The organism is Sphingomonas fuzhouensis (genome assembly GCF_034659795.1).
In the GTDB taxonomy this organism is placed as follows: domain Bacteria; phylum Pseudomonadota; class Alphaproteobacteria; order Sphingomonadales; family Sphingomonadaceae; genus Sphingomonas; species Sphingomonas fuzhouensis.
Window position 1 is genome coordinate 676,272 of sequence record NZ_JAXSQY010000002.1, and the last position, 22,830, is coordinate 699,101.

At 66.4% G+C, this 22,830-nt stretch carries 17 protein-coding genes; 5 read left to right on the forward strand and 12 right to left on the reverse strand.

What is annotated here, in order from left to right; translation table 11 throughout:
- Positions 1–124: 124 nt before the first annotated feature.
- Together U1H82_RS07520 and U1H82_RS07525 are read right to left on the reverse strand one after the other, a co-directional pair.
- Positions 125–592: a dihydrofolate reductase gene (locus tag U1H82_RS07520; RefSeq protein ID WP_322964303.1), complete on the reverse strand. Its 468-nt coding sequence runs from the start codon at positions 590–592 to the stop codon at positions 125–127.
- Positions 589–1,383 (reverse strand): thymidylate synthase, encoded by a 795-nt coding sequence (locus U1H82_RS07525; protein ID WP_322964304.1) that lies wholly within the window; start codon positions 1,381–1,383, stop codon positions 589–591. Before U1H82_RS07525 ends, U1H82_RS07520 begins: the two co-directional genes overlap by 4 nt.
- Before the next feature lie 96 nt (positions 1,384–1,479).
- Between U1H82_RS07525 and U1H82_RS07530 the strand changes: the two genes are divergently transcribed.
- A complete protein-coding gene (locus U1H82_RS07530) occupies positions 1,480–1,872 on the forward strand; it encodes a JAB domain-containing protein (protein ID WP_322964306.1) in 393 nt (130 codons plus the stop codon).
- Positions 1,873–2,323: 451 nt separating this feature from the next.
- Here the strand turns inward: U1H82_RS07530 and U1H82_RS07535 are convergent, their stop codons facing one another.
- The 6 genes from U1H82_RS07535 to trhO form a co-directional block, all read right to left on the reverse strand.
- Positions 2,324–3,049, reverse strand: coding sequence for a TorF family putative porin (locus U1H82_RS07535; protein ID WP_322964307.1), 726 nt, complete (start codon positions 3,047–3,049; stop codon positions 2,324–2,326).
- An 11-nt stretch (positions 3,050–3,060) separates the two neighbouring features.
- On the reverse strand, positions 3,061–3,507 hold the full coding sequence (locus tag U1H82_RS07540) for a hypothetical protein (protein WP_322964308.1): 447 nt from the start codon (positions 3,505–3,507) through the stop codon (positions 3,061–3,063).
- Positions 3,508–3,810: 303 nt separating this feature from the next.
- Positions 3,811–4,539, reverse strand: coding sequence for a class I SAM-dependent methyltransferase (locus tag U1H82_RS07545; RefSeq protein ID WP_322964309.1), 729 nt, complete (start codon positions 4,537–4,539; stop codon positions 3,811–3,813).
- A 28-nt stretch (positions 4,540–4,567) separates the two neighbouring features.
- Positions 4,568–5,695, reverse strand: a complete 1,128-nt coding sequence (gene prfB / locus U1H82_RS07550) for a peptide chain release factor 2 (RefSeq protein ID WP_322964310.1) — start codon at positions 5,693–5,695, stop codon at positions 4,568–4,570.
- A 63-nt stretch (positions 5,696–5,758) separates the two neighbouring features.
- Positions 5,759–8,248 carry a penicillin-binding protein 1A gene (locus tag U1H82_RS07555; protein ID WP_322964311.1) on the reverse strand — a complete coding sequence of 830 codons (2,490 nt, stop codon included), beginning with the start codon at positions 8,246–8,248 and terminating at the stop codon, positions 5,759–5,761.
- 66 nt (positions 8,249–8,314) lie between these two features.
- Positions 8,315–9,268 carry an oxygen-dependent tRNA uridine(34) hydroxylase TrhO gene (trhO, locus tag U1H82_RS07560; RefSeq protein ID WP_322964312.1) on the reverse strand — a complete coding sequence of 318 codons (954 nt, stop codon included), beginning with the start codon at positions 9,266–9,268 and terminating at the stop codon, positions 8,315–8,317.
- 158 nt (positions 9,269–9,426) lie between these two features.
- Here trhO and U1H82_RS07565 point away from each other — a divergent pair, with 158 nt between their 5' ends.
- Both U1H82_RS07565 and U1H82_RS07570 read left to right on the forward strand, forming a co-directional pair.
- On the forward strand, positions 9,427–9,777 hold the full coding sequence (locus U1H82_RS07565; protein ID WP_322964313.1) for a VOC family protein: 351 nt from the start codon (positions 9,427–9,429) through the stop codon (positions 9,775–9,777).
- Between the two features lie 234 nt (positions 9,778–10,011).
- Entirely contained in the window at positions 10,012–10,989 is a 978-nt protein-coding gene (locus tag U1H82_RS07570; RefSeq protein ID WP_322964314.1) for a hypothetical protein, read from the forward strand.
- 74 nt (positions 10,990–11,063) lie between these two features.
- On the opposite strand, the gene U1H82_RS07575 is transcribed toward U1H82_RS07570, so the two are convergent.
- On the reverse strand, positions 11,064–12,299 hold the full coding sequence (locus tag U1H82_RS07575; protein WP_322964315.1) for an N-acetylmuramoyl-L-alanine amidase family protein: 1,236 nt from the start codon (positions 12,297–12,299) through the stop codon (positions 11,064–11,066).
- 485 nt (positions 12,300–12,784) lie between these two features.
- On the opposite strand from U1H82_RS07575, the gene U1H82_RS07580 reads away from it, so the two are divergent.
- A complete protein-coding gene (locus tag U1H82_RS07580) occupies positions 12,785–15,433 on the forward strand; it encodes an Rne/Rng family ribonuclease (RefSeq protein ID WP_322964316.1) in 2,649 nt (882 codons plus the stop codon).
- 288 nt (positions 15,434–15,721) lie between these two features.
- Here U1H82_RS07580 and U1H82_RS07585 read toward each other — a convergent pair whose 3' ends face one another.
- Positions 15,722–16,177: an Lrp/AsnC family transcriptional regulator gene (locus tag U1H82_RS07585; RefSeq protein WP_322964317.1), complete on the reverse strand. Its 456-nt coding sequence runs from the start codon at positions 16,175–16,177 to the stop codon at positions 15,722–15,724.
- Positions 16,178–16,291: 114 nt separating this feature from the next.
- Between U1H82_RS07585 and U1H82_RS07590 the strand changes: the two genes are divergently transcribed.
- Positions 16,292–17,506, forward strand: a complete 1,215-nt coding sequence (locus U1H82_RS07590; RefSeq protein WP_322964318.1) for a methionine gamma-lyase — start codon at positions 16,292–16,294, stop codon at positions 17,504–17,506.
- A gap of 248 nt (positions 17,507–17,754) precedes the next feature.
- Here the strand turns inward: U1H82_RS07590 and typA are convergent, their stop codons facing one another.
- On the reverse strand, positions 17,755–19,596 hold the full coding sequence (typA, locus tag U1H82_RS07595) for a translational GTPase TypA (protein WP_306998546.1): 1,842 nt from the start codon (positions 19,594–19,596) through the stop codon (positions 17,755–17,757).
- A 245-nt stretch (positions 19,597–19,841) separates the two neighbouring features.
- Positions 19,842–22,781 (reverse strand): M16 family metallopeptidase, encoded by a 2,940-nt coding sequence (locus tag U1H82_RS07600; protein ID WP_322964319.1) that lies wholly within the window; start codon positions 22,779–22,781, stop codon positions 19,842–19,844.
- Between the last annotated feature and the right edge of the window lie 49 nt (positions 22,782–22,830).

Here is a 22,830-nt window from a genome sequence, read left to right on the forward strand (position 1 = left end):
TGCGATTCCGGCCGCAGTCTTTATCTGGGTGTTGCTTTACAGGCGGCCCCTTAACAAATGAAGATGTGTATACGAAATTTTTCTTTGTGATACGGCGGATGAGACGAAGCTCCGTCCTCTTCTGTTATCGCGACAACGTCACAAAGGAATAGGCCGGGCGGCCATCGACAGCGACATGGTCTTGCCGCTCGACTTCACGCCATCCGACAAATGGGGCAACGACCGTATCACCGTCTGCGTCACTATTGATTTCGGTCAATTCGATCCGGTCGGCACTGTCCCGGAACAGGTCGAATATCTCCGCCCCGCCGATTACCGCCACATCGCCGTTCCCCGCCAGCGCGCGAGCCCCCGCTACGTCATGCGCGACTTCCGCCCCCGGCGCCTGCCAGTCGCGGTCGCGGGTCAGGACGATATGCCGCCGTCCAGGCAAGGGCGCCGGAAAGCTCTCAAAGGTCTTGCGCCCCATGATCATCGGCTTGCCCATGGTCAGCGCCTTGAAACGCTTGAGGTCGGCGGGCAAATGCCAGGGCAGAGCGCCATCGCGGCCGATCACCCCGTTGCGCGCGCGGGCGAGGACCAGCGTGATCATATCGCCACCGGCGCCTTGATATGGGGCTGCGCGACATAGTCGTGCAGCACGAAATCCTCGGGCTCATAACCGTCGATGCCATCCGGGCGGCGCAGGATTTCCAGCCGGGGCAGCACGCCCGGCTCGCGGCCCAACTGCGTCTTCGCCTGCTCCAGATGGTTCAGGTACAGATGGCAGTCGCCGCCGGTCCAGATGAACTCGCCCACGTCCAGATCGCATTGCTGCGCCAGCATGTGAGTCAGCAGCGCATAGGAGGCGATGTTGAACGGCACGCCCAGAAAGATGTCGGCCGAACGCTGATAGAGTTGCAGCGACAGGCGACCATTGGCGACATGGGTCTGGAACAAGCAATGGCACGGGGCCAGCGCCATGGCGTGGAGATCGCCGGGGTTCCAGGCGGACACGATCTGGCGGCGCGAGGCGGGCTGGGTGCGGATCTGCTCCACCAGCTCGGCGATCTGATCGATATGGCGGCCATCCGCCGTCGCCCAGTCGCGCCACTGCTTGCCATAGACGGGGCCGAGATCGCCCTGTTCATCGGCCCATTCGTCCCAGATGCTCACCCGGCGCTCCTGCAACCAGCGGACATTGGTGTCGCCGCGTAGGAACCACAGCAACTCGACGATGATCGAGCGCAGGTGGAGCTTCTTGGTGGTCAAGACCGGAAAGCCCTTGGCCAGATCGAATCGCATCTGGTGGCCGAAGACCGACAATGTGCCGGTGCCGGTCCGGTCCATCTGTTGCACGCCCTGGGTCAGGACCCGGTCCATGAGATCGAGATATTGCCGCATGCACCGGGCCTAGCGCCGCGCGGCCCCCGAGCCAAGCCGGACCGGATCGGCGCAGGCTGAAGCTGCGTTCCGGCGCCCACTGCGGCAGGGCTGAATGTGTCCCGCTTACCGCGCCCTCCCCGATGCATCGCCACGCGCCGCGAGGCGCTGGGGCTGTTCGACGGGTTGGACCGCGGCGGCGGGGAGACGATGGGGGTCGCCTATCTGGGTTCGGAACGGATGCTGTTGGGCTTGCGCCATGTTGCGGGGCATAGCGATTCGGTGACGGTTCCGGTCGCCCGGATCGCCCGCGACGCGATCCTGCTGGGGGCAAGCGCGGTGCTGATCGCGCACAACCACCCCGATGGCGATCCGCGCCCTAGCGCCGCCGACCTGTCGCTGACCCGGCGACTGGCGCAAGGGCTGGCGGCGCTGGACGTGATGCTGCTCGATCACCTGATCCTGGGCGGTGGGGCAAGCACAAGCCTCCACGACTTAGGCATCATATAATATATCTACCTTTCAACCGACTTGCATATTGTGAAAATTTCTTAATAATCCGACCCGCTAGACGGGAGAACGCAAATGACGAATCAAGTGATTAGCCGAACTCTGAAACGCTCTGCATTCGCATCGCTTATTATTCTAACTCATGCGATACTGCCCGCCTCAATATCATATCAATCCCAGGCGCAGACACTTCCTGGCGAAGGCAGCGGCTCCGTATGCCTCGACTGGCAAAAATTAGGATACCAAAGCTACGAAAACTGTGTCGACTCTCTCGGTCCGCCGGATAATAGCGACCCCAGCAATCCTTATCTGCCGCCATCACGTGATCCTATATGCATCTATGATGGCGAAAGGTTTTATTGCGTTTAATTGATCGAGAACTGTGTGAAAGGCGGATTCCTATTACACAGTTCTCGCTTGCTGGCGATCTGGCGCGCATGTGTCGGTGTATTTAAAACCCGAACCGAACCCGCCCGACGATCCGATCCCCGGAATGCCGCGCATCGGCCAGCGGAAAGGCCGACGCCGCCCGTTCCGACACATCGGTCCCGACATAATCGAGGCCCAGCGTCACCGGCCCGGTGACATGCTCCACCCCCAGCCGCCAGTCACTATAGTCGCCACCGGGGCGCAGCCGTGCGGCGCGGAACGGATCGTCGGTCTTGCCGATCGAATGGCCGACCCCGGCCAGCAGCGTCCAGGGCGTGCCCGGAATCCCCGCCTGGGCCCCGGCATGAAGATAGAGATTGTCGCCGCCGATCGCGGACTGCGACGGGGCATAATCGGCCCCCGCATCCAGCTGCACCGGGCCCAGCGTATAGGCCGCCGAGCCGCCCAGCTCGATATAATCGGCGTTGAAGCCCGCCCCGCCGAACAGATGCCCGGTCACCCGCCCGCGCACCGTCACCGGACCCAGCAGGGTGGAGGCACCGACGCTGAGGTCGCCGACCACGCCCGCTCCGCCATGCCGGTCCGATTCGCGCAAGGCCACGATCCGCCCGCTCGCCTCGAACGGTCCGCTCGTCGCAAAGATATCGGCGGAGGGCGACACCCGCCCCCCGCTCCAGCTCAGGCCACGGCGATTCTCGTCGCTGTTCACCTCGACGCCGATCGAAGGCCGCTCCTGCGCGAGGAGCGGCGAGGCCAGGCAGACGCCCAGCAGGGCGCCCAGAGTCATGTTACGCAAGGTCATCCGGCGCGTGTCTCATTATGGAGGCGATCCATCTCGGCGCGCAGCAGGCCATGGTCTTCCTGCGCCACCGCCTGAAGGTGATCGCGCACCGCATCCTGCCGCTGGGCGACCTCCTGGGCGATCGCGGTCCGGTTGGCGCTGCACCAGCCCGGACGGCTGCCTTCGATAACGCCATCCTGTGCGGCGCTGCGGATCAGGGTCGCACCGCCGCTGCCGCGTGCTTCGCGGTGGACGGTGACGTTGGCGCTCCACAGGCAGCGCAGCGTCGAGGGACGGCCGCCGGTCGTCACCGCGCCGATCTGTTTATGGGTCACGCCGACATCGGCGCTGTAGCGGACCGCGACCGGCCCCGAATGGTGGTCGAGCTGAACCTGATGCTCGAGCGCCCCGTCGGACGCCACCGCCGCACCGAGCGTGAGCCCGGCGATCAAAAGCGTGTTCATCGTCATCTCCTTCTGCGGGGCCCCGGCTTATGCTGGCCGGTGGCCTATCGGCACCGTTTCGGGCCGATACCGGATCAATGCATGACAAAACTGTCATGTTCCAGACTTGTCGTGGCCACAGCGACAAATCCGCTGATTCATTCCTCCCCTGCAAGGGGAGGTGGCAGGGCGAAGCCCTGACGGAGGGGTGTCGCTTTCTCGATAGCGGGACACCCCTCCACCATCCTTCGGATGGTCCCCCTCCCCTTGCAGGGGAGGAATAAGCGCAGACCGACCTCAGTACTGATCGGTCTCAACGAAGCGTCAATTATCCTTCAAGCGGCACGGGCGAATGGCCTTGGGATCGGGGCGCGGGCCCGTCGCGCGGAAGGTCGCCAGATAGCCGCCTGCCGAGGGCATGTTCTCGAACGAGACCTGGGTGAAGCCGACCGCCTCGAACTCGCATTTCAGCAGCGCGGGCGGGGTGCCGTGCGCCTTGGTGCGGCGATTGGCATCGACCACCACGACCAGCCCGTCGGGCTTCAGCGCCGGATAGAGCCGCCAGAGGAACTCATAAGGCTGCTCGATCTCATGATACATATGCACCATCATGACCCGATCGAAGCTGTTGGGCGGCAGCTTGGGATCGGCGGGTTCGCCAAGCCGCACGCTGACATTGTCCAGCCGCTCGCGCGAGACACGCTCGGCCAGCCGGTCGCGCCAGGCGGCGACGATGTCCTCGGCCAGCACCCGGCCGGTCTTGCCGACACGCTGCGCCAGACGGACGGTGTAATATCCCTCGCCCGCGCCGATATCGGCGACGGTCATGCCGGGGCGGATTTTCGCCCGGTCCATCACCTGATCCGCCTCGCGCAGGCGGTCGCGGGCATCCTCGCTCGACCAGCGCGACGAGACGACATCGGCAACCGGGCGATCCGCCGCCGGGAAGGGGCCGACCTTGTCCTCCTCGTCATCATGCTGCTGGATCAGCGGCTTGGAGCCGTCGCACCCCGCCACCGCGCCCCCCAGCGCGATGACCAAGGCCGCCGCCATGATGGGCCCCGCCCCCCGGACACGCATCTTAGTCGACATCCTCCACCGCGACCGCTTCGCCGGTCACGCGCTGCGACAGGGCGGCGGCCATGAAGGCGTCGAGATCGCCGTCCAGCACGTCACCCGGCGCGGTCGAGGTCACCCCCGTCCGAAGATCCTTCACCAGCTGATAGGGCTGGAGGACGTAGGAACGGATCTGGTGACCCCAGCCGATATCGGTCTTGGTCGCGTTCTCGGCATTGGCCACCGCCTCACGCTCGGCCAGTTCGCGCTCGTACAGACGCGCGCGGAGCTGGTTATAGGCCTCGGCCTTGTTCTTGTGTTGCGACCGCTGGTTCTGGCACTGCACCACGATGCCGGTCGGCAAGTGGGTGATGCGCACCGCCGAGTCGGTGGTGTTGATGTGCTGACCACCCGCGCCCGACGCGCGATAGGTGTCGATGCGCAGTTCGCTCTCGTTGATCTCGACCTCGATATTGTCGTCGATCACCGGATAGACCCACACGCTCGAAAAGCTGGTGTGGCGGCGCGCGGCCGAGTCGTAGGGGCTGATCCGCACAAGCCGGTGCACGCCCGATTCGACCTTGGCATAGCCGTACGCGTTCTCGCCCTTGACCAGCAGCGTGGCCGACTTGATCCCGGCCTGCTCGCCCGCATGATAGTCGATCAGCTCGACCTTCATGCCGTGACGCTCGGCCCAGCGCGTGTACATGCGCTGGAGCATCCCGGCCCAGTCCTGGCTCTCGGTGCCGCCCGCGCCCGCGTTGATCTCGATATAGCTGTCATTGGCATCGGCCTCGCCCGCCAGCAGCGCCTTGACCTTGTCGCCCTCGGCCTTCTTGGCGAGTTCGCCCAGGCTGGCGACGGCTTCCTTCTCCAGCTCCTCGTCGCCCTCCATCTCGGCCAGCTCGATCAGCTCGACGGTGCCGGACAGTTCGTTCTCGATGGCGCGGGTGGCGGTGATCGCCTCGTCCAGACGGCGACGCTCGCGCATCACGGCCTGGGCCTGTTTGGGGTCGTTCCACAGCGCCTGGTCCTCGACGCGCGCGTTCAGCTCGTCCAGGCGGCGCAGCGCGCGGTCCCAGTCGAGGAAGCGGCGCAGCAGCTCCAGGGCGTCCTTGATCGTGTCGACATGAGCCTGCGCTTCAGCGCGCATGAATATTCTCCGAATCGGTCGTACGTCCGCCAAACGGGCGGAAAACCTAATATGGGAAGCGGGCTAGTAGATTCCGCCTTCCCTTTGCAAGAAATCGCTGTCGCGCGGCGCCGCGGGCTTGACCGGGCCGGTCGGCGTGACCGGCGCTTCGGCAGCGGCGCGGCGGGCGCGGCGGCGCGGTTCGCTCTCCGGCTTGAACGCTTCCCAGATGACGGCGGGCTTGGGATCGTCGCCGGTCGGGAAGGTGCCATAGACCGGCCGCCCGCTCGCCCGGTCGATCCGCACCATGCGGATGCCCGGTGCCGCGCGGAAGGGCAGCTTGTCGAGCCCTTCATAGGCCTTTTCGGCGAACTGGTGGAAGATCGGCACCGCGATCGTGCCACCCTGCGCATAGCCGCCCAGCGAGCGCGGATGGTCATAGCCGATATAGAGACCGCCGACGAATTGCGGGGTGCCGCCCACGAACCAGACATCAGTCGGGCCGTTATTGGTGCCGGTCTTGCCGAACATCGGCCGGTTCAGGTCGCGCAGGCCGGTGGCGGTGCCGCGTTGGATCACGCCCTCGGTGATATGGACCATCTGGTACGCGGTCATCGCGTCGAGCACCTGGCGCTGATGCGAGACGGGACGCGGCATCGGCTTGCCGTCATAATCGGCGGCGTTGCAGCGGTCGCAGGCGCGCCAATTCTCGGGCCAGATCACCTTGCCATGCCGGTCCTGCACGAAGTCGATCAGCGAGGGATCGCCGCCACGCCCGTTATTGGCCAGGATCGCATAGGCGTTGACCATCTGGCCGACCGTCGTCTCGCCCGCGCCCAGCGAATAGGCGAGATAGGGCGGGAAGTCGCCGATCCCCATCTGCTTGATCATCGCGACGACATTCTTCATGCCGACGGTCGATGCCGTCCGCACGGTCATCAGGTTGCGCGACTGCTCGATGCCCCAGCGCATCGTGTGCGGCCCCGCCCCGGCCGAATTGCCGAAGTTGCGGAAGCATTTGGTGCCCAGCCCCGCGCCCTGGTCGACGCAGAACGGCCCGTCGACGATGATCGAGGCGGGCGTCATGCCATGTTCCAGCGCGGCGGAATAGACGATCGGCTTGATCGTCGATCCCGGCTGGCGCTGTGCCTGGGTGGCGCGGTTGAACGCCTGGAGCCGCGCGTCGAAGCCGCCCTGCATCGCCAGCACGCGGCCCGTCGCGGGCTCCTCGACCACGAAGCCGCCCGAGATGCGTGGGATAGACCGCAACTGGAACTGCGCACCCGCAGGCGAGACGGCGATGATGTCGCCGACCTTCAGCGCGCTGAACGCGGTCGCCGCCGTGCCCCGGCGCGGCATCTGTGCGAAGCTGCGTGGCAGGGTTCCGGTGCGGCCATTGGCGAAGCCGATCACCGCCTCGCCCGAATCCTTGGCGGTGACGATCCCCGCCCGCCAGTCGCGATAGTCGAGCGCGATATTGGTATTGAGCAGCGCCTGCTGCCAATTGTCGCCGTCGATATCCTCATGCCGGATCGGCCCGGACCAGCCGCGCCCGCCCTCGAACCGGACCAGCCCGTCGCGCAAGGCCTCGGCCGCCAGGTCCTGCAATCGGGTGTCGAGCGAGGTGCGCACCCACAGCCCGCCGTCATAGACGCTGTTCGGCCCACTCTGGGCCTTTTCGCCGTACCGCTTGATAAGCTGGCGGCGGACTTCCTCGACGAAATAGCCGCCGACCTGCGCATATTTGGGGGTGCGGCGCAGCACCGTGCCCAGCGGCTCGGCCATCGCCGCGTCATATTGCGCGCGGGTGATGAAACTGTTGCGCAGCATCTCGCGCAGCACATAGGCCCGGCGCTCCAGCGCGCGCTCGGGATGACGGACCGGATCGTAATTGGCCGGTCCCTTGGGCAGCAGCGCCAGATAGGCCATCTGCCCCAGCGTCAGCTCGTTGAGTTCCTTGTCGAAATAGGCATGCGCCGCCGCCTCGACACCGAAGGCATTCCGCCCCAGCGCGATCTGGTTGAGATACAGCTCCAGGATCTGCGGCTTGGTCAGTGCATCCTCGATCTTATAGGCGAGGATCGCCTCCTTGATTTTGCGCGTCGGCGAATAGGCGTCGCCGATCAGCAGGTTCTTGGCGACCTGCTGGGTGATCGTCGAGCCGCCACGGGCGCGCCGCCCGCTGCCCCATTTCTTGGCATAGTCGAGCACGGCACCCGCCAGGCCCGGATAGTCGACGCCGCCATGCTCGAAAAAGCTCTTGTCCTCCGCCGCCAGGAAGGCGCGGACGAGCAAAGGCGGATATTCGTTGAACGACAGCTCGACCCGGCGTTCGCGCGCATAGGACTGGATCGGGGCACCGTCGATGCCCCGCACATGGGTGGGCAGCGGCGGCTCATAGGCCTTGAGCGCATCGACCGAGGGCAGGTCGCGCATGAACACGAACCAGAACATGCCGCCGCCGATCGCAGCCAGCAGCGCAAGGACGACGAGCAGCCGCACCCACCAGCGGCGCCACAGGGCCGGGCGCGGCGTTTCGGCGGGTTCGGACGGGGGGGAAGTTTCGACGGCCATGGCTTTGCGGGGCTTCGTGTAGCAGGTTCGCCTCCGCTTGCCACCCGCCTGGATATCCGTTGCGCGTCAGGGATGCGGCGGTTCGTCGCGTGCATCGTCCTCGGACGGGTAGCGCGCCCCGACATGCGCCTGCCCCCGCGCCGCCGCCAGCCGCTCCTGCCGATGGCGTTCGGCATAGGCGGCGAGCCGCTCGTCATCGCGCGTGCCGTGACAGGCGGGGCAACTGACGCCCTCGACATAGAGCGGGGATTCGCGATCCTCCGGGCTGACCGGCATCCGGCAACCATGGCACAGGGCGTGGCTTCCTTGCGCCAGCCCATGCCCCACCGCGACGCGCGCATCGAAGACGAAGCATTCGCCGTTCCACCGGCTCTGCTCCTCCGGCATCGTCTCCAGATATTTCAGGATGCCGCCGTCGAGGTGGAAGACATCCGCCACCCCTTCCGCCTTGAGGAACGCGGTCGCCTTTTCGCAGCGTATGCCGCCGGTGCAGAACATCGCGACCTTCGACTTGCCCGCCATCAGTTCGTCGCGATGCTCGCGGAACCAGCGGGGGAAGTCGCGAAAGCTCTTCGTCCCTGGATCGACCGCGCCATCGAAACTGCCGATCGCCACCTCATAATCGTTGCGCGTATCGATCAGCAGCGTGTCCGGATCGGCGATCAGCGCGTTCCACTCCTCGCCCGCCACGTAAGTCCCGACCTCACGGGTCGGATCGATGCCCTCAACGCCCATCGACACGATCTCGCGCTTTACCCTCACCTTCATCCGGTGGAACGGCATCGTCTCGGCGGTCGAGTCCTTGTAATCCAGATCGGCGCAGCCGGGCAGCGTGCGGATATGGGCGAGCAGCGCCTCGATATCGTCATGGGCGCCCGCCACCGTCCCATTGATCCCCTCGCTTGCGAGCAACAGCGTGCCGCGAATCCCATGCGCCTCAGCCACCGCGAGCAGCGGGTCACGGAGCGCGGACGGGTCGGCAAAGGACGCGAAACGATACAGGGCACAAACGCGGATCATCCGGTCGCCTTTACGCCGATACGGCGAACGGGGCCAGATGCACTCCCTATTGCCAGCAGCCCGCCACCGTCGCACTTTCTCCGGACGATCGTGACGCGGGAAAGGCCGTACGGCAAGCTGATGGGCCAATCAGCTCGATCGATGAAAGGAGACGAGGCATGACGGTCACGCGCGTCGTCGCAAACATCGCGACCGATCAGATTGATGCCGCCAAGGCCTTTTACGGAGACGTGCTGGGCATGACGCTCGGCATGGATCACGGATGGATCATCACCTTCGTCGGAGCCGGACCATCGACTCCGCAGATCAGCTTCGCCGTGGAGGGCGGGTCCGGCACGCCCGTTCCCGATCTATCGATCGAGGTGGACGATCTGACGTCGGCCCATGAACGCGTCGTCGGCGCGGGCTATCGCGTCGAATATGGCCCGACAGACGAGCCATGGGGCGTCAGGCGCTTCTTCGTTCGCGATCCATTCGGCCGCTTGCTGAACATTCTGGCGCACCGATAATGTCGGATCGCGCGCACCACCCCAAGGGGGGATGGTCGGTCCGGAAGCTACACAACAGCGCCGAAATCAACGTCGTGCCACCATTCCCGCTGGAATGGTCTATCGGGAAAGCGAACCCCGTCTCAAAATCCTGTATGCCCGCCGATATGGAAACGGATCGAGGGCACCCTATGACGCGCCACGATGTGAATATAATGTCGCAGGCGGATAGAGGCGGCACGTGACAGGTCACAGATGAAGACGTTCGATCGATCAGCCGCGCCCTTGCCATTGATGTCGCGCCTGCCGCCGCTGCCACCGGGATGGCAACCGGTCTGTCATGCCATTCTTCGCGATGGATCGCTGGCCGTTCTCGCGGCCGACGTCGATCTTGCGGCAGAGCACCAGCGCATGGATGAACTCGCCTCTGCCGGGCGCGCGCGCATCTGGAGCATCACATCCACCAGCGCATGGCTGGAAGGGCCGACATTCCCGCTGGAAACGCCACATCCCATGATCGATCGGTTTGCCGATGGTCGCTGGCTGGTCGTGGACGCACTCTCAGGGCAGGTAAACGCCCGCGTGCTGTCACCCGATGGCGCGGTGCGCGACCGGTTCCGGTTGGGGTTCGGGATCGATCATCTGATGATCGACGATGACGATCGTATCTGGGTGGGCTGGGGCGATCAAAGCATCTTCCGGAACAGCGACTGGAGGGTGCCCGGCCAGCAGAATGCCAAAGCGGCTGACGCCGTCGCCTGTTTCACCGACGGGGGCACGCCGTTTTTCCTGCCGGCCTGGCCGGACGAAGGCGCAGCTGTGGTCGATCCTTACGCCTTGAGCGTCGATGGCGCAGGCGCCTGGTCCTGCCCCTATATGCACGCGATCGAGGACTTCCCGCTGGTCCGCTTCATGCCGGGGGAGTCGACGCGCTGGTGGCGCCACCCCTTGAAAGGCGCGACCGCGATTGCCCGTCACGGCCATCATATTCTGCTGGCGGGTAGGTATGGCGAGGACGCGAACAGGCTCGCCCTGCTCGCGCTGGATGGAGAGGGCCATGGCGACCAGGCAACCGTCGTGGCGTGTTGGGCGATGCCGTTCCACCGGCCTCCGCCGGAACAGCCGCACTCCTGGAATGAACCGACGCTGCTGGCAGGACGGGGCGACACGATCCACCTGGTGCAGGACCGAAACTGGTATCGTTGGCGCGTTCCGGCGTTTACGCCCCTTTGACCGGTGCCCCGTCCGCCGCCTTTCCAACACCGCCGTTTCGACACGGAAAAACGGGCAAGGTTAGGCCGGCCCTCCTAGCGCGCCGCCATCCGCCGCGCGAAATGCACCTCGACCGCCTGCAGCACCGCCTGCGCGATTCGTTCGCGGCCTTCCTTGCTGTCGAGGAACGCGGCGTCCTGCGCGTTGGAGATATAGCCCGTCTCGAACAGGATCGACGGCATGTCGGGGGCCTTCAGCACCATCAACGAGGCCATGCGGTGGAAGGTCGGCTTGACCGGGATCAGCGGCTGCGCCTCGCGACCCAATAGCCGCGCGAAGCTGGCCGAGGCGTTCATCGTTTCGCGCTGGGTCAGGTCGATCAGGATCGAGGACACGTCGCTGTTCCCGCCCAGGTCGACCCCCGCGATCACGTCCGCCTTGTTCTCGCGCGCCGCCAGCCGCGCGGCTTCCTTGTCGGAGGCGACGTCGGACAGGGTATAGGCGGTCGCCCCGCGCGCTTCGCCCGCCCCTGCGCTGTCGCAATGGATCGAGATGAACAGGTCGGCATGCAGCCGCCGCGCGATGCCGTAACGCTCGCGGTGCAGGATATAGCGGTCGTCCTCGCGGGTCAGCGCGGCGCGCACCCGCCCGCTGGCGACCAGCGTGTCGCGAATCTCCTTCGCGATGGCCAGCGTCACGTCCTTCTCGCGAAGGCCCGTCTGCGGGTTGATCGCACCCGGATCGACCCCGCCATGCCCGGCATCGATTACGACCAGCGGACGGTTGTCGGCGCCCTTGACGCGCGGCAACGGCAGGGTGCGCGTCGCGGCGGGCACCGGCACGGTCAGCGTATAGGCGGGCTTGCGCTGGAAATGGAATGGGAAGAAGTCGAGCGCGCCCGCGAAGCTCGCCTGGGTATAATGGCCGGTTGTCGGCTTGAGGGTGAGCGACAGGACCTTCCCGTCATCGTCGAAGCCGCCGTCGAAGATCGTCGCATCCTGCGCCAGCGCAAAGCTCAACCGGGTGACGCCGGGCTTGATCCGCGTCTGGGTCAGCCCGCGCACCACGCCGTCATGGATCGTGGCGGTCCCCGGCGATGCGCCGGTCACGTCGATTGCCACCCGCCGCTGTTCGGTCAGCATGACGCTGCGCGCGCGCTTCACCGGCGTGTCGAACCGGATGATCAGCCGCGCACCGCGCACCACGACCTTCTGTACCGTCGCGGCCATCGCGCCCACCGGCGCCAACAGCCCGAACAGGAAAGTGAACAGCATCAGCACGACGCGGCGACCATGCCGTGTCGTAGCGCCGCTGGTCCAGCGAAAAGCCATTACCACACACCCTTTTCAACGATCCGGAGATCGAAGCTCGGGCATAGGAGCGCGCGGCTGACACAGGGCTTTCAACCATTGGTTAACGCAAAATTCGGCATTTTTTGGCCGCCCGACCGGCAGATTTCCGCCTGTTGCGCAAACGTTCCGATGATGCTAGCAATCCAGCGGACCCCGGCCTCGATCACCTCTCCCAAAACGATCGGGACGGGGCCATCCCCCAGGACCGGGAATGCGACGATTGCGCGCCCGGACCAATCAGGTTGACGCTCGCATGACGCATATGATCCACCCCGCTGACCGACCGGCCTTTGCCGGTGGGATCGCGGTGTTGTGGGTCCGCACCGGCCCCGTTGCCGGCGCTGCGGCTGCGGCCGACACGCTTTCCGTTTTTTCCAGCGGACCGGCGCCCCGCGCCGCCGCCCACCTTATTTACCGCGCGCGACGGCTGCCACCAGGCCCGGCGCGCGCGTGGAGACTTCATAATGACCACGCGTATGCTGATCGACGCACGCCACCGGGAAGAAACCCGCGTGGCCGTCGTCAAGGGTAACCGGATCGAGGAATTCGACTTCGAGTCGGCCGAGCGCAAGCAGCTCAAGGGCAATATCTACCTCGCCAAGGTGACCCGCGTCGAACCGTCGCTGCAGGCGGCGTTCGTCGATTACGGCGGCAACCGTCACGGCTTCCTGGCCTTTTCGGAAATCCACCCCGACTATTACCAGATCCCGAAGGAAGATCGCGAAGCCCTGCTGCGCGAAGAGGCCGAACATGCCGCCGAAGAGGCCGCCCTTCGCGCCGAACTGGATGCCGAGGACGATGAGGATCATGACGGCGACGATCATGACGATCACGCCGACGATCATCACGATGACGACGACGGCGAAGGCGCCCCGCGCCCGAAGAAGTCGACCGTCAATGACGACCAGGTCGAGGCGCTGCGCCAGCGTCGCCAGAATCTGCGCCGCCGCTACAAGATCCAGGACGTCATCCATCGCCGCCAGGTGCTGCTGGTCCAGATCGTCAAGGAAGAGCGCGGCAACAAGGGCGCGGCGCTGACCACCTATCTGTCGCTCGCCGGTCGCTACTGCGTGCTGATGCCCAACACGTCGCATGGCGGCGGCATCAGCCGGAAGATTTCGAACGCGGCCGACCGCAAGCGGCTGAAGACCATCATGGCCGACATGGCGCTGCCCTCGACCATGGGCTGCATCGTGCGGACCGCCGGGCTTCAGCGTACCAAGACCGAGATCAAGCGTGACTTCGACTATCTGGCGCGCCTGTGGGACGGCATTCGCGAAAAGACGCTGCACTCGTCGGCGCCCGCGCTGATCTATGGCGACAGTGACCTCATCAAGCGTGCGATCCGCGACATCTACAACCGCGAGATCGAGGAAGTCATCGTCGAGGGCGAGGAAGGCTATCGTCAGGCGAAGGAGTTCATGCGCCTGCTGATGCCCGCGCATGCCCGCCGGGTGAAGCAGTATGCCGATGCCGTGCCGCTGTTCCAGCGCGCGCATGTCGAGGATCAGCTCGCCGCGATGTACAATCCGGTCGTCCAGCTGAAGTCGGGCGGCTATCTGGTCATCAACCCGACCGAAGCGCTCGTCTCGATCGACATCAACTCGGGGCGTTCGACCCGCGAGCATAATATCGAGCAGACCGCGACCGCAACCAATCTGGAAGCCGCGCAGGAAATCGCGCGCCAGCTGCGTCTGCGCGACATGGCGGGTCTGGTCGTCATCGACTTCATCGACATGGACAACAATTCCAATGTCCGAAAGGTCGAGAAGGCGATGAAGGAGGCGCTGAAGAACGATCGCGCCCGCATCCAGGTCGGCCGTATCTCGTCCTTCGGACTGATGGAGATGAGCCGCCAGCGCCTGCGCACCGGCGTTCTGGAAGCCTCGACCCGCCCCTGCCCGCATTGCGAAGGCACCGGCCTGGTCCGCACCGCCTCGTCCTCGGGCCTGTCGGCGCTGCGCCTGATCGAGGACGAGGCCGCACGCGGTCGCGGCTCGATCCTGACGCTGCGCGCCAGCCAGGAAGCAGCCGTCTATGTGCTGAACCGCAAGCGCGCCGACATCGCCGAGATCGAGGACCGCTACGGCGTGACCGTCGAGATCATCCCCGATCGCGAGGAAGAGGGCGCGCGCATGACGGTCGAGGCGTCGGGCCCGCCGCCCGCCTATGCCCCCAAGATCGACATGCTCCTCCCCGTCGAGGAAGATGAGGACGATCTGGTCGACGAGATCGAGGAGGAAGAAGAGGACGAGGTCGAGGAGGAAACGACCGAAACGTCCAAGCCGCGCGAGTCGCGTGAAGAAGGCGAAGGCGGTGGCCGCAAGCGTCGTCGTCGCCGTCGCGGCCGCCGCAACCGTGGCGAGGGTGAAGGCACCGAGCAGGCCGACGGCGAAGAACTCGCCGACGCTGAGCAGGACGGGGCCGAGCAGGACGAAACCGACGCCGAGGAATCGGCCGAGGACGACGCCGCCGAGCCGGTCGACGCCACCGAGTCCGAGCCGCGCGAAGGCGGACGCCGTCGTCGCGGACGTCGCGGTCGCCGTGGCGGTCGTCGTGGCGAAGGCGCTGCGAACGACACGGCCGAGGCCGCGACCGATGCCGCATCGGACGACGACGCGTCGGACGCGCCGCTGCCGATCGTCGAGCCGATCGAAGCGGGCGATGCCGCGCCGGTGACGACCCCGCTCGCGGTCGCCGAAGCCGAGGCGAGCGACGCCCCCAAGACCCGCCGCCGCCCGCGCGCCCGCAAGGCCGCGCCGGTCGCCAGCGAAGCCGTCGAGACGCCGGTGGTCGAGGAGGCGCCTGCGCCGGTGGCAGAGGTCGAGGCGGAAGCCCCGGCCAAGCCCAAGCGCGTCCGCAAGAAGGCCGCCCCCAAGGTCGCCGCCGAGCCTGCGACCGAGGAAGCCGCGCCGGTCGCCGAGGCGGAGGCTCCGGCCAAGCCCAAGCGTGTCCGCAAGAAGGCCGCCCCCAAGGTCGCCGCCGAGCCGGTCGCCGAGGAAGCCCCCGCCGCCGAGCCGACTCCGGCAGCGGAACCGGCAGAGGCCGAGGCCGAAACCACGACCGGCGAAACGCCCCGTCGCGGCTGGTGGCAGCGCACCTTCGGCGCCTGATCGCCACAGCGACGCGTGACAAGACGCCCTCCTTCCCCAGCGGAAGGAGGGCGTTTTTCGTTCGAGCCCTTCTTCCCATTCCTCCCCTGCAAGGGGAGGTGGCAGGCCAAAGGCCTGGCGGAGGGGTGTCATCTTTTGCAAGGACAGGACACGCCTCGAACCCGGACACCCCTCCACCATGCTTCGCATGTGTGCGGGCGAGATGGTGCCCCCGGCACCATCTTGACGTGCCGGGGGCACGTCAAAGCCCATACACCCTCCCCTTGCAGGGGAGGATTTTCGACCGGATCAATCGGCGGGGAACGTCCGGCTGCTCTTCACCACGCCATAGGCAAAGGTCGTGTCCAGGCTGGCGATCCCGGCAATGGCGTGCATCTTGCGGCGGATGAACCGCTCATAGGCCTCCAGATCGGCGACGATGACGCGTAACAGATAGTCGGCGTCGCCGGTCAACAGGTGACAGTCCATCACCTCGTCCAGTTGCCGGATCGCTTCCTCGAACTGCTGCACCAGATCGCGGGCGTGACGCTCCAGCCGGACCCGGATAAAGGCCGTCACCGGCAGGCCGTAACGTTGCTGGTCGACGATCGCGCCGTATCCCTGAATGACGCCCGCCTGTTCGAGCAGGCGCACCCGCCGCAGACAGGGTGACGGTGACAGGCCGACCCGCTCGGCCAGGTCCTGGTTGGTGAGCCGCCCGTCCTGCTGGAGCAGGCGGACGATCTGGCGGTCCTTGGCGTCCATGCCCGATCTTAGCATATCCTGCCAATCCACCAGCCAGTTTTGGCAAAGAACGCAATTTCGGTAACCGCAATCCGGCTTAGAATGGCGGCATCCCCAATAGAAAGCCCGCCTGCCATGTCGCCCCCCACCCCTTTCGGTTTCGCCACCGCCGCCATCCATCACGGTTACGATCCCCAGGACAATGAGGGCGCGTTGACTCCGCCGCTGCACCTGACCTCGACCTTCGCGTTCGAGAGCGCGGAGGACGGTGCGGCGCGTTTCTCGGGCGAGCGGCCGGGTCATGTCTATAGCCGCATCTCCAACCCGACGCTCGACCTGCTGGAGCGGCGCATCGCGCATCTGGAGGGGGCCGAGGCGGCGCTGGGGACCGCATCGGGCATGGGCGCGATCACCGCGACGCTGTGGACGCTGCTGCGCCCCGGCGACGAAATCCTGACCGACATGACGCTCTATGGCTGCACCTTTGCTTTCATGCAGCATGGGCTGGGCCGGTTCGGCATCCGCGTCACCCATGTCGACATGACCGACATCGCCGCGGTCGAGGGAGCGTTCGGACCGGACACGAGGCTCGTCTATTTCGAGACGCCCGCCAATCCCAACATGCGGCTGGTCGATATTCAGGCGGTCTGCGCACTCGCCAAGGCCCACGGCGCGTGGAGCGTGGTCGACAATACCTATGCCACGCCGCTCATCACCCGCCCGATCGCGCTGGGGGCGGACTTCGTCGTCCACTCCGCCACCAAATATCTGGGCGGGCATGGCGATCTGGTCGCGGGCATGGTGCTGGGCCGCGCGGCGGATATCCAGCAGATCCGGCTGTTCGGCATGAAGGACATGACCGGCGCAGTGCTAGCGCCGTTCAACGCCATGCTGATCCTGCGCGGGCTGAAGACGCTGGAGTTGCGCGTCCAGCGTCATGCCGCCTCGGCGCAAGTCATCGCCGAGCGGCTCCAGGCGCATCCGGCGGTGCATGCGGTCCATTATCCAGGGCTGGAAAGCTTTGCCCAGCACGATCTGGCCCAGCGGCAGATGGCGCTGCCCGGCGGTATGATCGCCTTCCGGGTGCGCGGCGGGTATGAGGCGGGCAAGCGGGTGATGAACCGGCTCAAGCTGATCCAGCGCGCGGTGTCGCTGGGCGATGCCGAGACGCTGATCCAGCATCCCGCCAGCATGACCCACTCCACCTATCCGGTCGAACAGCTGATCGCGCACGGGATCATGCCCGATCTGGTCCGGTTGTCGGTCGGGCTGGAGGATGTCCGGGACATCTGGAGCGATCTGGGCGCCGCCCTCGACGCGGAGCGGGAGACGCTGCCGCACGCGGCGTGATCGGTCCATCTATTCCTCCCCTGCAAGGGGAGGTGGCAGGGCGCAGCCCTGACGGAGGGATGTCGAGCCACCGATAGGGCGACACCCCTCCACCATGCTGCGCATGTGCGCGAGCGAGATGGTGCCCCCGGCACCATCTTGACGTGCCGGGGGGCACGTCAAAGCTCGCACACCCTCCCCTTGCAGGGGAGGAATGATGCAATCCCCAAAGAAAAAGGGCCGGACGTTTCCGTCCGGCCCCTTGTCTCTTACGCCGCCTTCGAGCGAGCCGCGCGCTTGCGCTCGTTCGGGTCGAGGTAGCGCTTGCGCAGACGGATCGACTTCGGGGTCACTTCGACCATCTCGTCGTCGTCGATATAGGCGATCGCCTGTTCCAGCGTCATCTTCTTCGGCGGGGTCAGGCGGATGGCATCGTCCTTGCCACCCGAGGCGCGGAAGTTGGTCAGCTGCTTCGCCTTCATCGGGTTGACCTCGAGGTCATCCGTCTTGGCGTTCTCGCCGATGATCATGCCTTCGTACAGCGCTTCGCCGTGACCGACGAACAGAATGCCGCGCTCTTCGAGCGGACCCAGCGCGTACCCTTGCGCTTCGCCCGCGCCGTTCGAGATCAGAACGCCGTTTTTGCGGCCTTCGATCTTGCCCTTGTGGGGCCCGTAACGCTCGAACAGGCGGTTCATGATGCCGGTGCCGCGCGTGTCCGACAGGAACTCGCCGTGATAGCCGATCATGCCGCGCGAGGGCGCCGAGAAGGTGATGCGGGTCTTGCCGCCGCCCGACGGGCGCATGTCGGTCATCTCGGCCTTGCGCAGGTTCATCTTCTCGACGACCGTGCCCGAATATTCCTCGTCCACGTCGATGATGACGGTTTCATACGGCTCGGTCTTCTTGCCGTCCTCGTCCTCGCCGAACAGCACGCGCGGGCGGCTGATGCCCAGTTCGAAGCCTTCGCGGCGCATCGTCTCGATCAGAACGCCCAGTTGGAGTTCGCCGCGACCGGCCACCTCGAAGCTGTCGCGGTCGTCGCTCTCGGTGACCTTCACCGCGACGTTCGATTCCGCTTCGCGCATCAGGCGGTCGCGGATCATGCGGCTGGTGACCTTGGTGCCCTCACGGCCCGCCATCGGCGAGTCGTTGACCGCAAAACGCATCGACAGCGTCGGCGGATCGATCGGCTGCGCCTGGAGCGGCACGGTGACCGAAGTGTCGGCAATGGTGTTCGCGACAGTAGCGACGGCCAGACCCGCCAGCGAGATGATGTCGCCCGCCTTGGCTTCCTCGACCGGCACGCGGTCCAGACCGCGGAAGGACAGGATTTTCGACGCGCGGCCGGTTTCGATGACATTGCCATCGGCGTCGAGCGCGTGGATCGCCTGGTTCAGCTTGACCGTGCCCGAATTGACGCGGCCCGTCAGGATACGGCCGAGGAAGTTATCGCGGTCGAGCAGCGTCACCAGGAAGGTGAAGGGCACGTCCTCGACTTCGACCTTCGGGGCCGGAACGTGGTTCACGATCGTCTCGAACATCGGGATCAGCGTGCCTTCGCGCGCGTCCATGTCGGTCGAGGCATAGCCGTTGCGGCCCGAAGCATAGAGGACGGGGAAGTCCAGCTGCTCGTCATTCGCGTCGAGCGAGACGAACAGGTCGAACACTTCGTCCAGCACTTCCTGGATACGCGCGTCGGCACGGTCGACCTTGTTGACGACGACGATCGGCTTCAGGCCCAGCGCCAGCGCCTTGCCGGTCACGAACTTCGTCTGCGGCATCGCGCCTTCCGACGAATCGACCAGCAGGACGACGCCGTCGACCATCGACAGGATGCGCTCCACCTCGCCGCCGAAGTCGGCGTGGCCGGGGGTGTCGACGATGTTGATGCGGATCGACTCGTCGCTGCCCGGCGGAGTCCAGTCGACCGAGGTCGGCTTGGCGAGAATCGTGATCCCGCGCTCCTTTTCCAGGTCGTTGGAGTCCATCGCGCGCTCTTCGACGCGCTGGTTGTCGCGGAAGGTGCCCGACTGGCGGAACAGCTGATCGACCAGGGTGGTTTTGCCATGGTCGACGTGCGCGATGATCGCCACGTTGCGGAGGCTCATGCAAATTTCTCTTGTTCGGAGGGTATGTCGCCGCGCGCCATAGCCGAAAGCTGCGCAAAGCGAAAGGGCGGCGCGGTTATTGCGGCGCACAAATATGGTAAGCGGGTAAAACGATGTCGACGCGAACAAGTTCCTCCCCTGCAAGGGAAGGTGGCAGCCCAAAGGGCTGACGGAGGGGTGTCACCATCAGCGGGGCACCCCTCCACCGTGCTCCGCACGGCCCCCCTCCCCTTGCAGGGGAGGAATTATTTGGCCTTCGGCACCACCTTCAGCGTCCAGTCGGTATCGGGCCGCAGATATTTCGCCGCGACCGCTTGCAGGTCCGCCGGGCCGATCGACACGAAGTCCTTGGCCAGCCGCTGGGTCGCTTCGATCCGCTTGGGGTCATAGGCCGCGCCGCCCAACCGCTGCATCCAGAACATGTTGCCCGAGGCCATGCGCGCGAGGCGCTGCGCCATGGGCCGTTTGATCCGTTGCAGTTCGTCGGCATCGATCGGCTTGGAGGCCAGGTCGGCGGCGATCGAGCGGGCGGTCGCCAGGAAGAAGTCGACCTTGTCGGGCGCGACCATGCCGATCGCGATCATCCGTCCGCCGCCGGGCAGGCCGATCGGCCATTGGCTGGCGACCTGCGGGCTGTAGCTCGCCCCCGCCTGCGAGCGGAGCCGGTCGAACAGCCGGTCGGCAAAGACCTGCGCCAGCACGTCCAGCCGGTTGCGGACCCGGTCATCCGCCGAACCGCCGCCGGTCGGCCAGGCGATCACCACCGCCGCCTGGTCGGCCGGGCCGGTATGATAGCGCACGACCGGCGTCGCGACATGCGCGGGGAAGCGGATTGGCGGCACCGGACCGGTATCCGCTTTACGCGCCGGGATCGCGCCGAAGCTGGCCGCCACCGCCTTGATCGCGTCGTCGGCCTTCACGTCGCCGAACACCGACACCTCGATCGGGCCGGAGGCGAGCAGCGGCGCCCAGAGCGCCTTGAACGCCTGGGGCGTGGTCGCCGCCACCACGTCGCGCGGCGGCGTGCCCCAGCGCGGATCGCCGTCTCGCAAGAGCCGCTCCAGATCATGGCCCAGCACCCCGTCGGGCGAGGAGTCGAACCCGTCATAGCCCGCCAGCATCGCCGCCTTGGCCCGGTTGACCGGCGCGGCATCCCAGCGCGGCGCGATGAGCTTGGCCGCCATCAGCTTCAGGTTGTCGGCATAATCGCCCGGCGAAGACAGCGCGTTGAAGGCGAAGGCATCGTCGTCGATGTCGAAGTCCATACCCATGGTCCGCCCGGCGGTCAGCCGGTCGAGATCGCCCTGGTCGAACTTGCCGATCCCGCCCGCGACCAGTGCCAGGTCGGCCGCCCAGGCCGGGCTCTCACGGGTCGCGGGCAAGGCGTCGTAACCACGCCCGAACCGGACCCGCAGGTAAACACGCCCCGTCTCACCGTCATTGGCCAGCAGCAACAGGCGCACGCCATTGGCGAAGGTCACCCGCTCCAGCCCCAGATCGGACACCGTCTCGCGCGACACGACCTTGCCCGGCGTGCCAAGCTTGGGGAGTTGCGCGAAACTGACCGCGCCCTGTCGGCGGCGCTGCTCGGCGAGCGGGCGGACATCGGCCTTCAAGGCGGCGGTCAGCCTGGCGACCGCATCGGCTTGCGCGGTGCGGGTGTTGACCAGCCCACGGGTCGCGGTGCCCTGGAAGATCTTGCGGGTCGAGGCCAGCACCGTGTCGGGCGTGAACATTTTCGCCGCCACCGCCTGCTTGAAGATCTGATAGCTGGTCTCGGGCGCGGTGACGGTTTCGCGGATGTCGAGCGCGCCGACCATGTCATCGGCCTGTTTCGCCCCCGCCTCGACCCGTGCGGTTTCGACCTGGTTGCGCAGGATGCCGTCATAATCGGCGAGTTCACGGTCGATCTCGGCTTGGGTCGGCGGGGTCGCCATCGCATCAGCGATGACCGCACGCACGTCCTTCAGCGCGGCTTCCCAATTGTCGCCGAGCGGCACGACATTGACCGTCGTCATATTGGCCGAGCGCGACACGTCGTCGAGCGCGACGCTGGCCTGCAGGAAGCTGCCCCCGGCCCGCGCCCGATTCTCCAGGCGGCGGCTGATGAGGCGGGCGGCGACCATGTCGACCATCCGCTTCTGGTTGAAGATCGCGGTGTCGTCCTGATACTGCCAGGGGCGCAGCACCGCCATCGCGACGACCGGCGGCATCGACGGCTCGACCAACGCACCCGCGACCGGCGCATCGGCCTTGGGCTTGCCGAAGTCCGGGTCGGGCGGATTGGGGCCGACGCCCTGCCAGCCGCCGAAATTCTTCGCCACCAGCTTGGCCAGCAGCAGCGGGTCCATATCGCCCGAGATGATGACGGTCGCGCGTTCGGGGCGATACCAGCGGTCGTGGAACGCCTTCACCGTCTCGGGCGTGGCGGCCTCCAGCGTGGCGAGCTGGCCGATCGGCGATCGCTCGGCCAGCGGCTGGCCCGCAAAGAAGGTCTCGCGCAGCTTGTCCGAATAGCGGACCTGCGGCCCCGGCTGTTCGCGCCGCTCGGCCAGCACCACCGGGCGCTCGGCATTCAGCGACTGGGCGGTCAGCGAGGGGGCCGCCATCATGCCCGCCAGAATCTTGAGGCTCTCGTCCAGCCCCGCCTCGGTCGCGCCGGGCAGGTCGAGCTGATAGACGGTCTGGGTCGGCGTGGTGGACGCATTGGAGTCCGAGCCGAAGGTCGCGCCCAGCCGCTGCCAGATGCGCTTGGCCTCACCGTCGGGGACATGCTGCGATCCGCGGAAGGACAGATGCTCGATCAGATGGGCGAAGCCGCGCTCGGACGCCTGCTCGTTCAGCGACCCCGCATCGATCCGCACCCGCACCGCCACCTGCCCCGGCGGCACGCCGTTGCGCCGGACGGCGAAGCGCAGGCCATTGGCCAGCCGCCCGAACTTCCACATCTTGTCCTGCGGCAGGTCCGATCCCTTGTAGAGCCAGGGGGTCTGGTCGACGCCGGGGATGGGCGGCAGCGGGGCCAGCGGGTCGGGCGCGGTTCCAACGACGGTGGCGGGAACGGGCAGCCCCTGCGGCACCGAACGGTTGTCGGTCTGGCCGGGAACCTGGCCGATGACGGGAATCGCCAGTCCGAGAAGGACCGGCAGGGCAAGGCTGCGCATCGCGCGGGACGGAAACGCCATGGCATCCTCATAGCCCGCCGCTCGCCGGATCGCCAGCCGCCCCTAAATC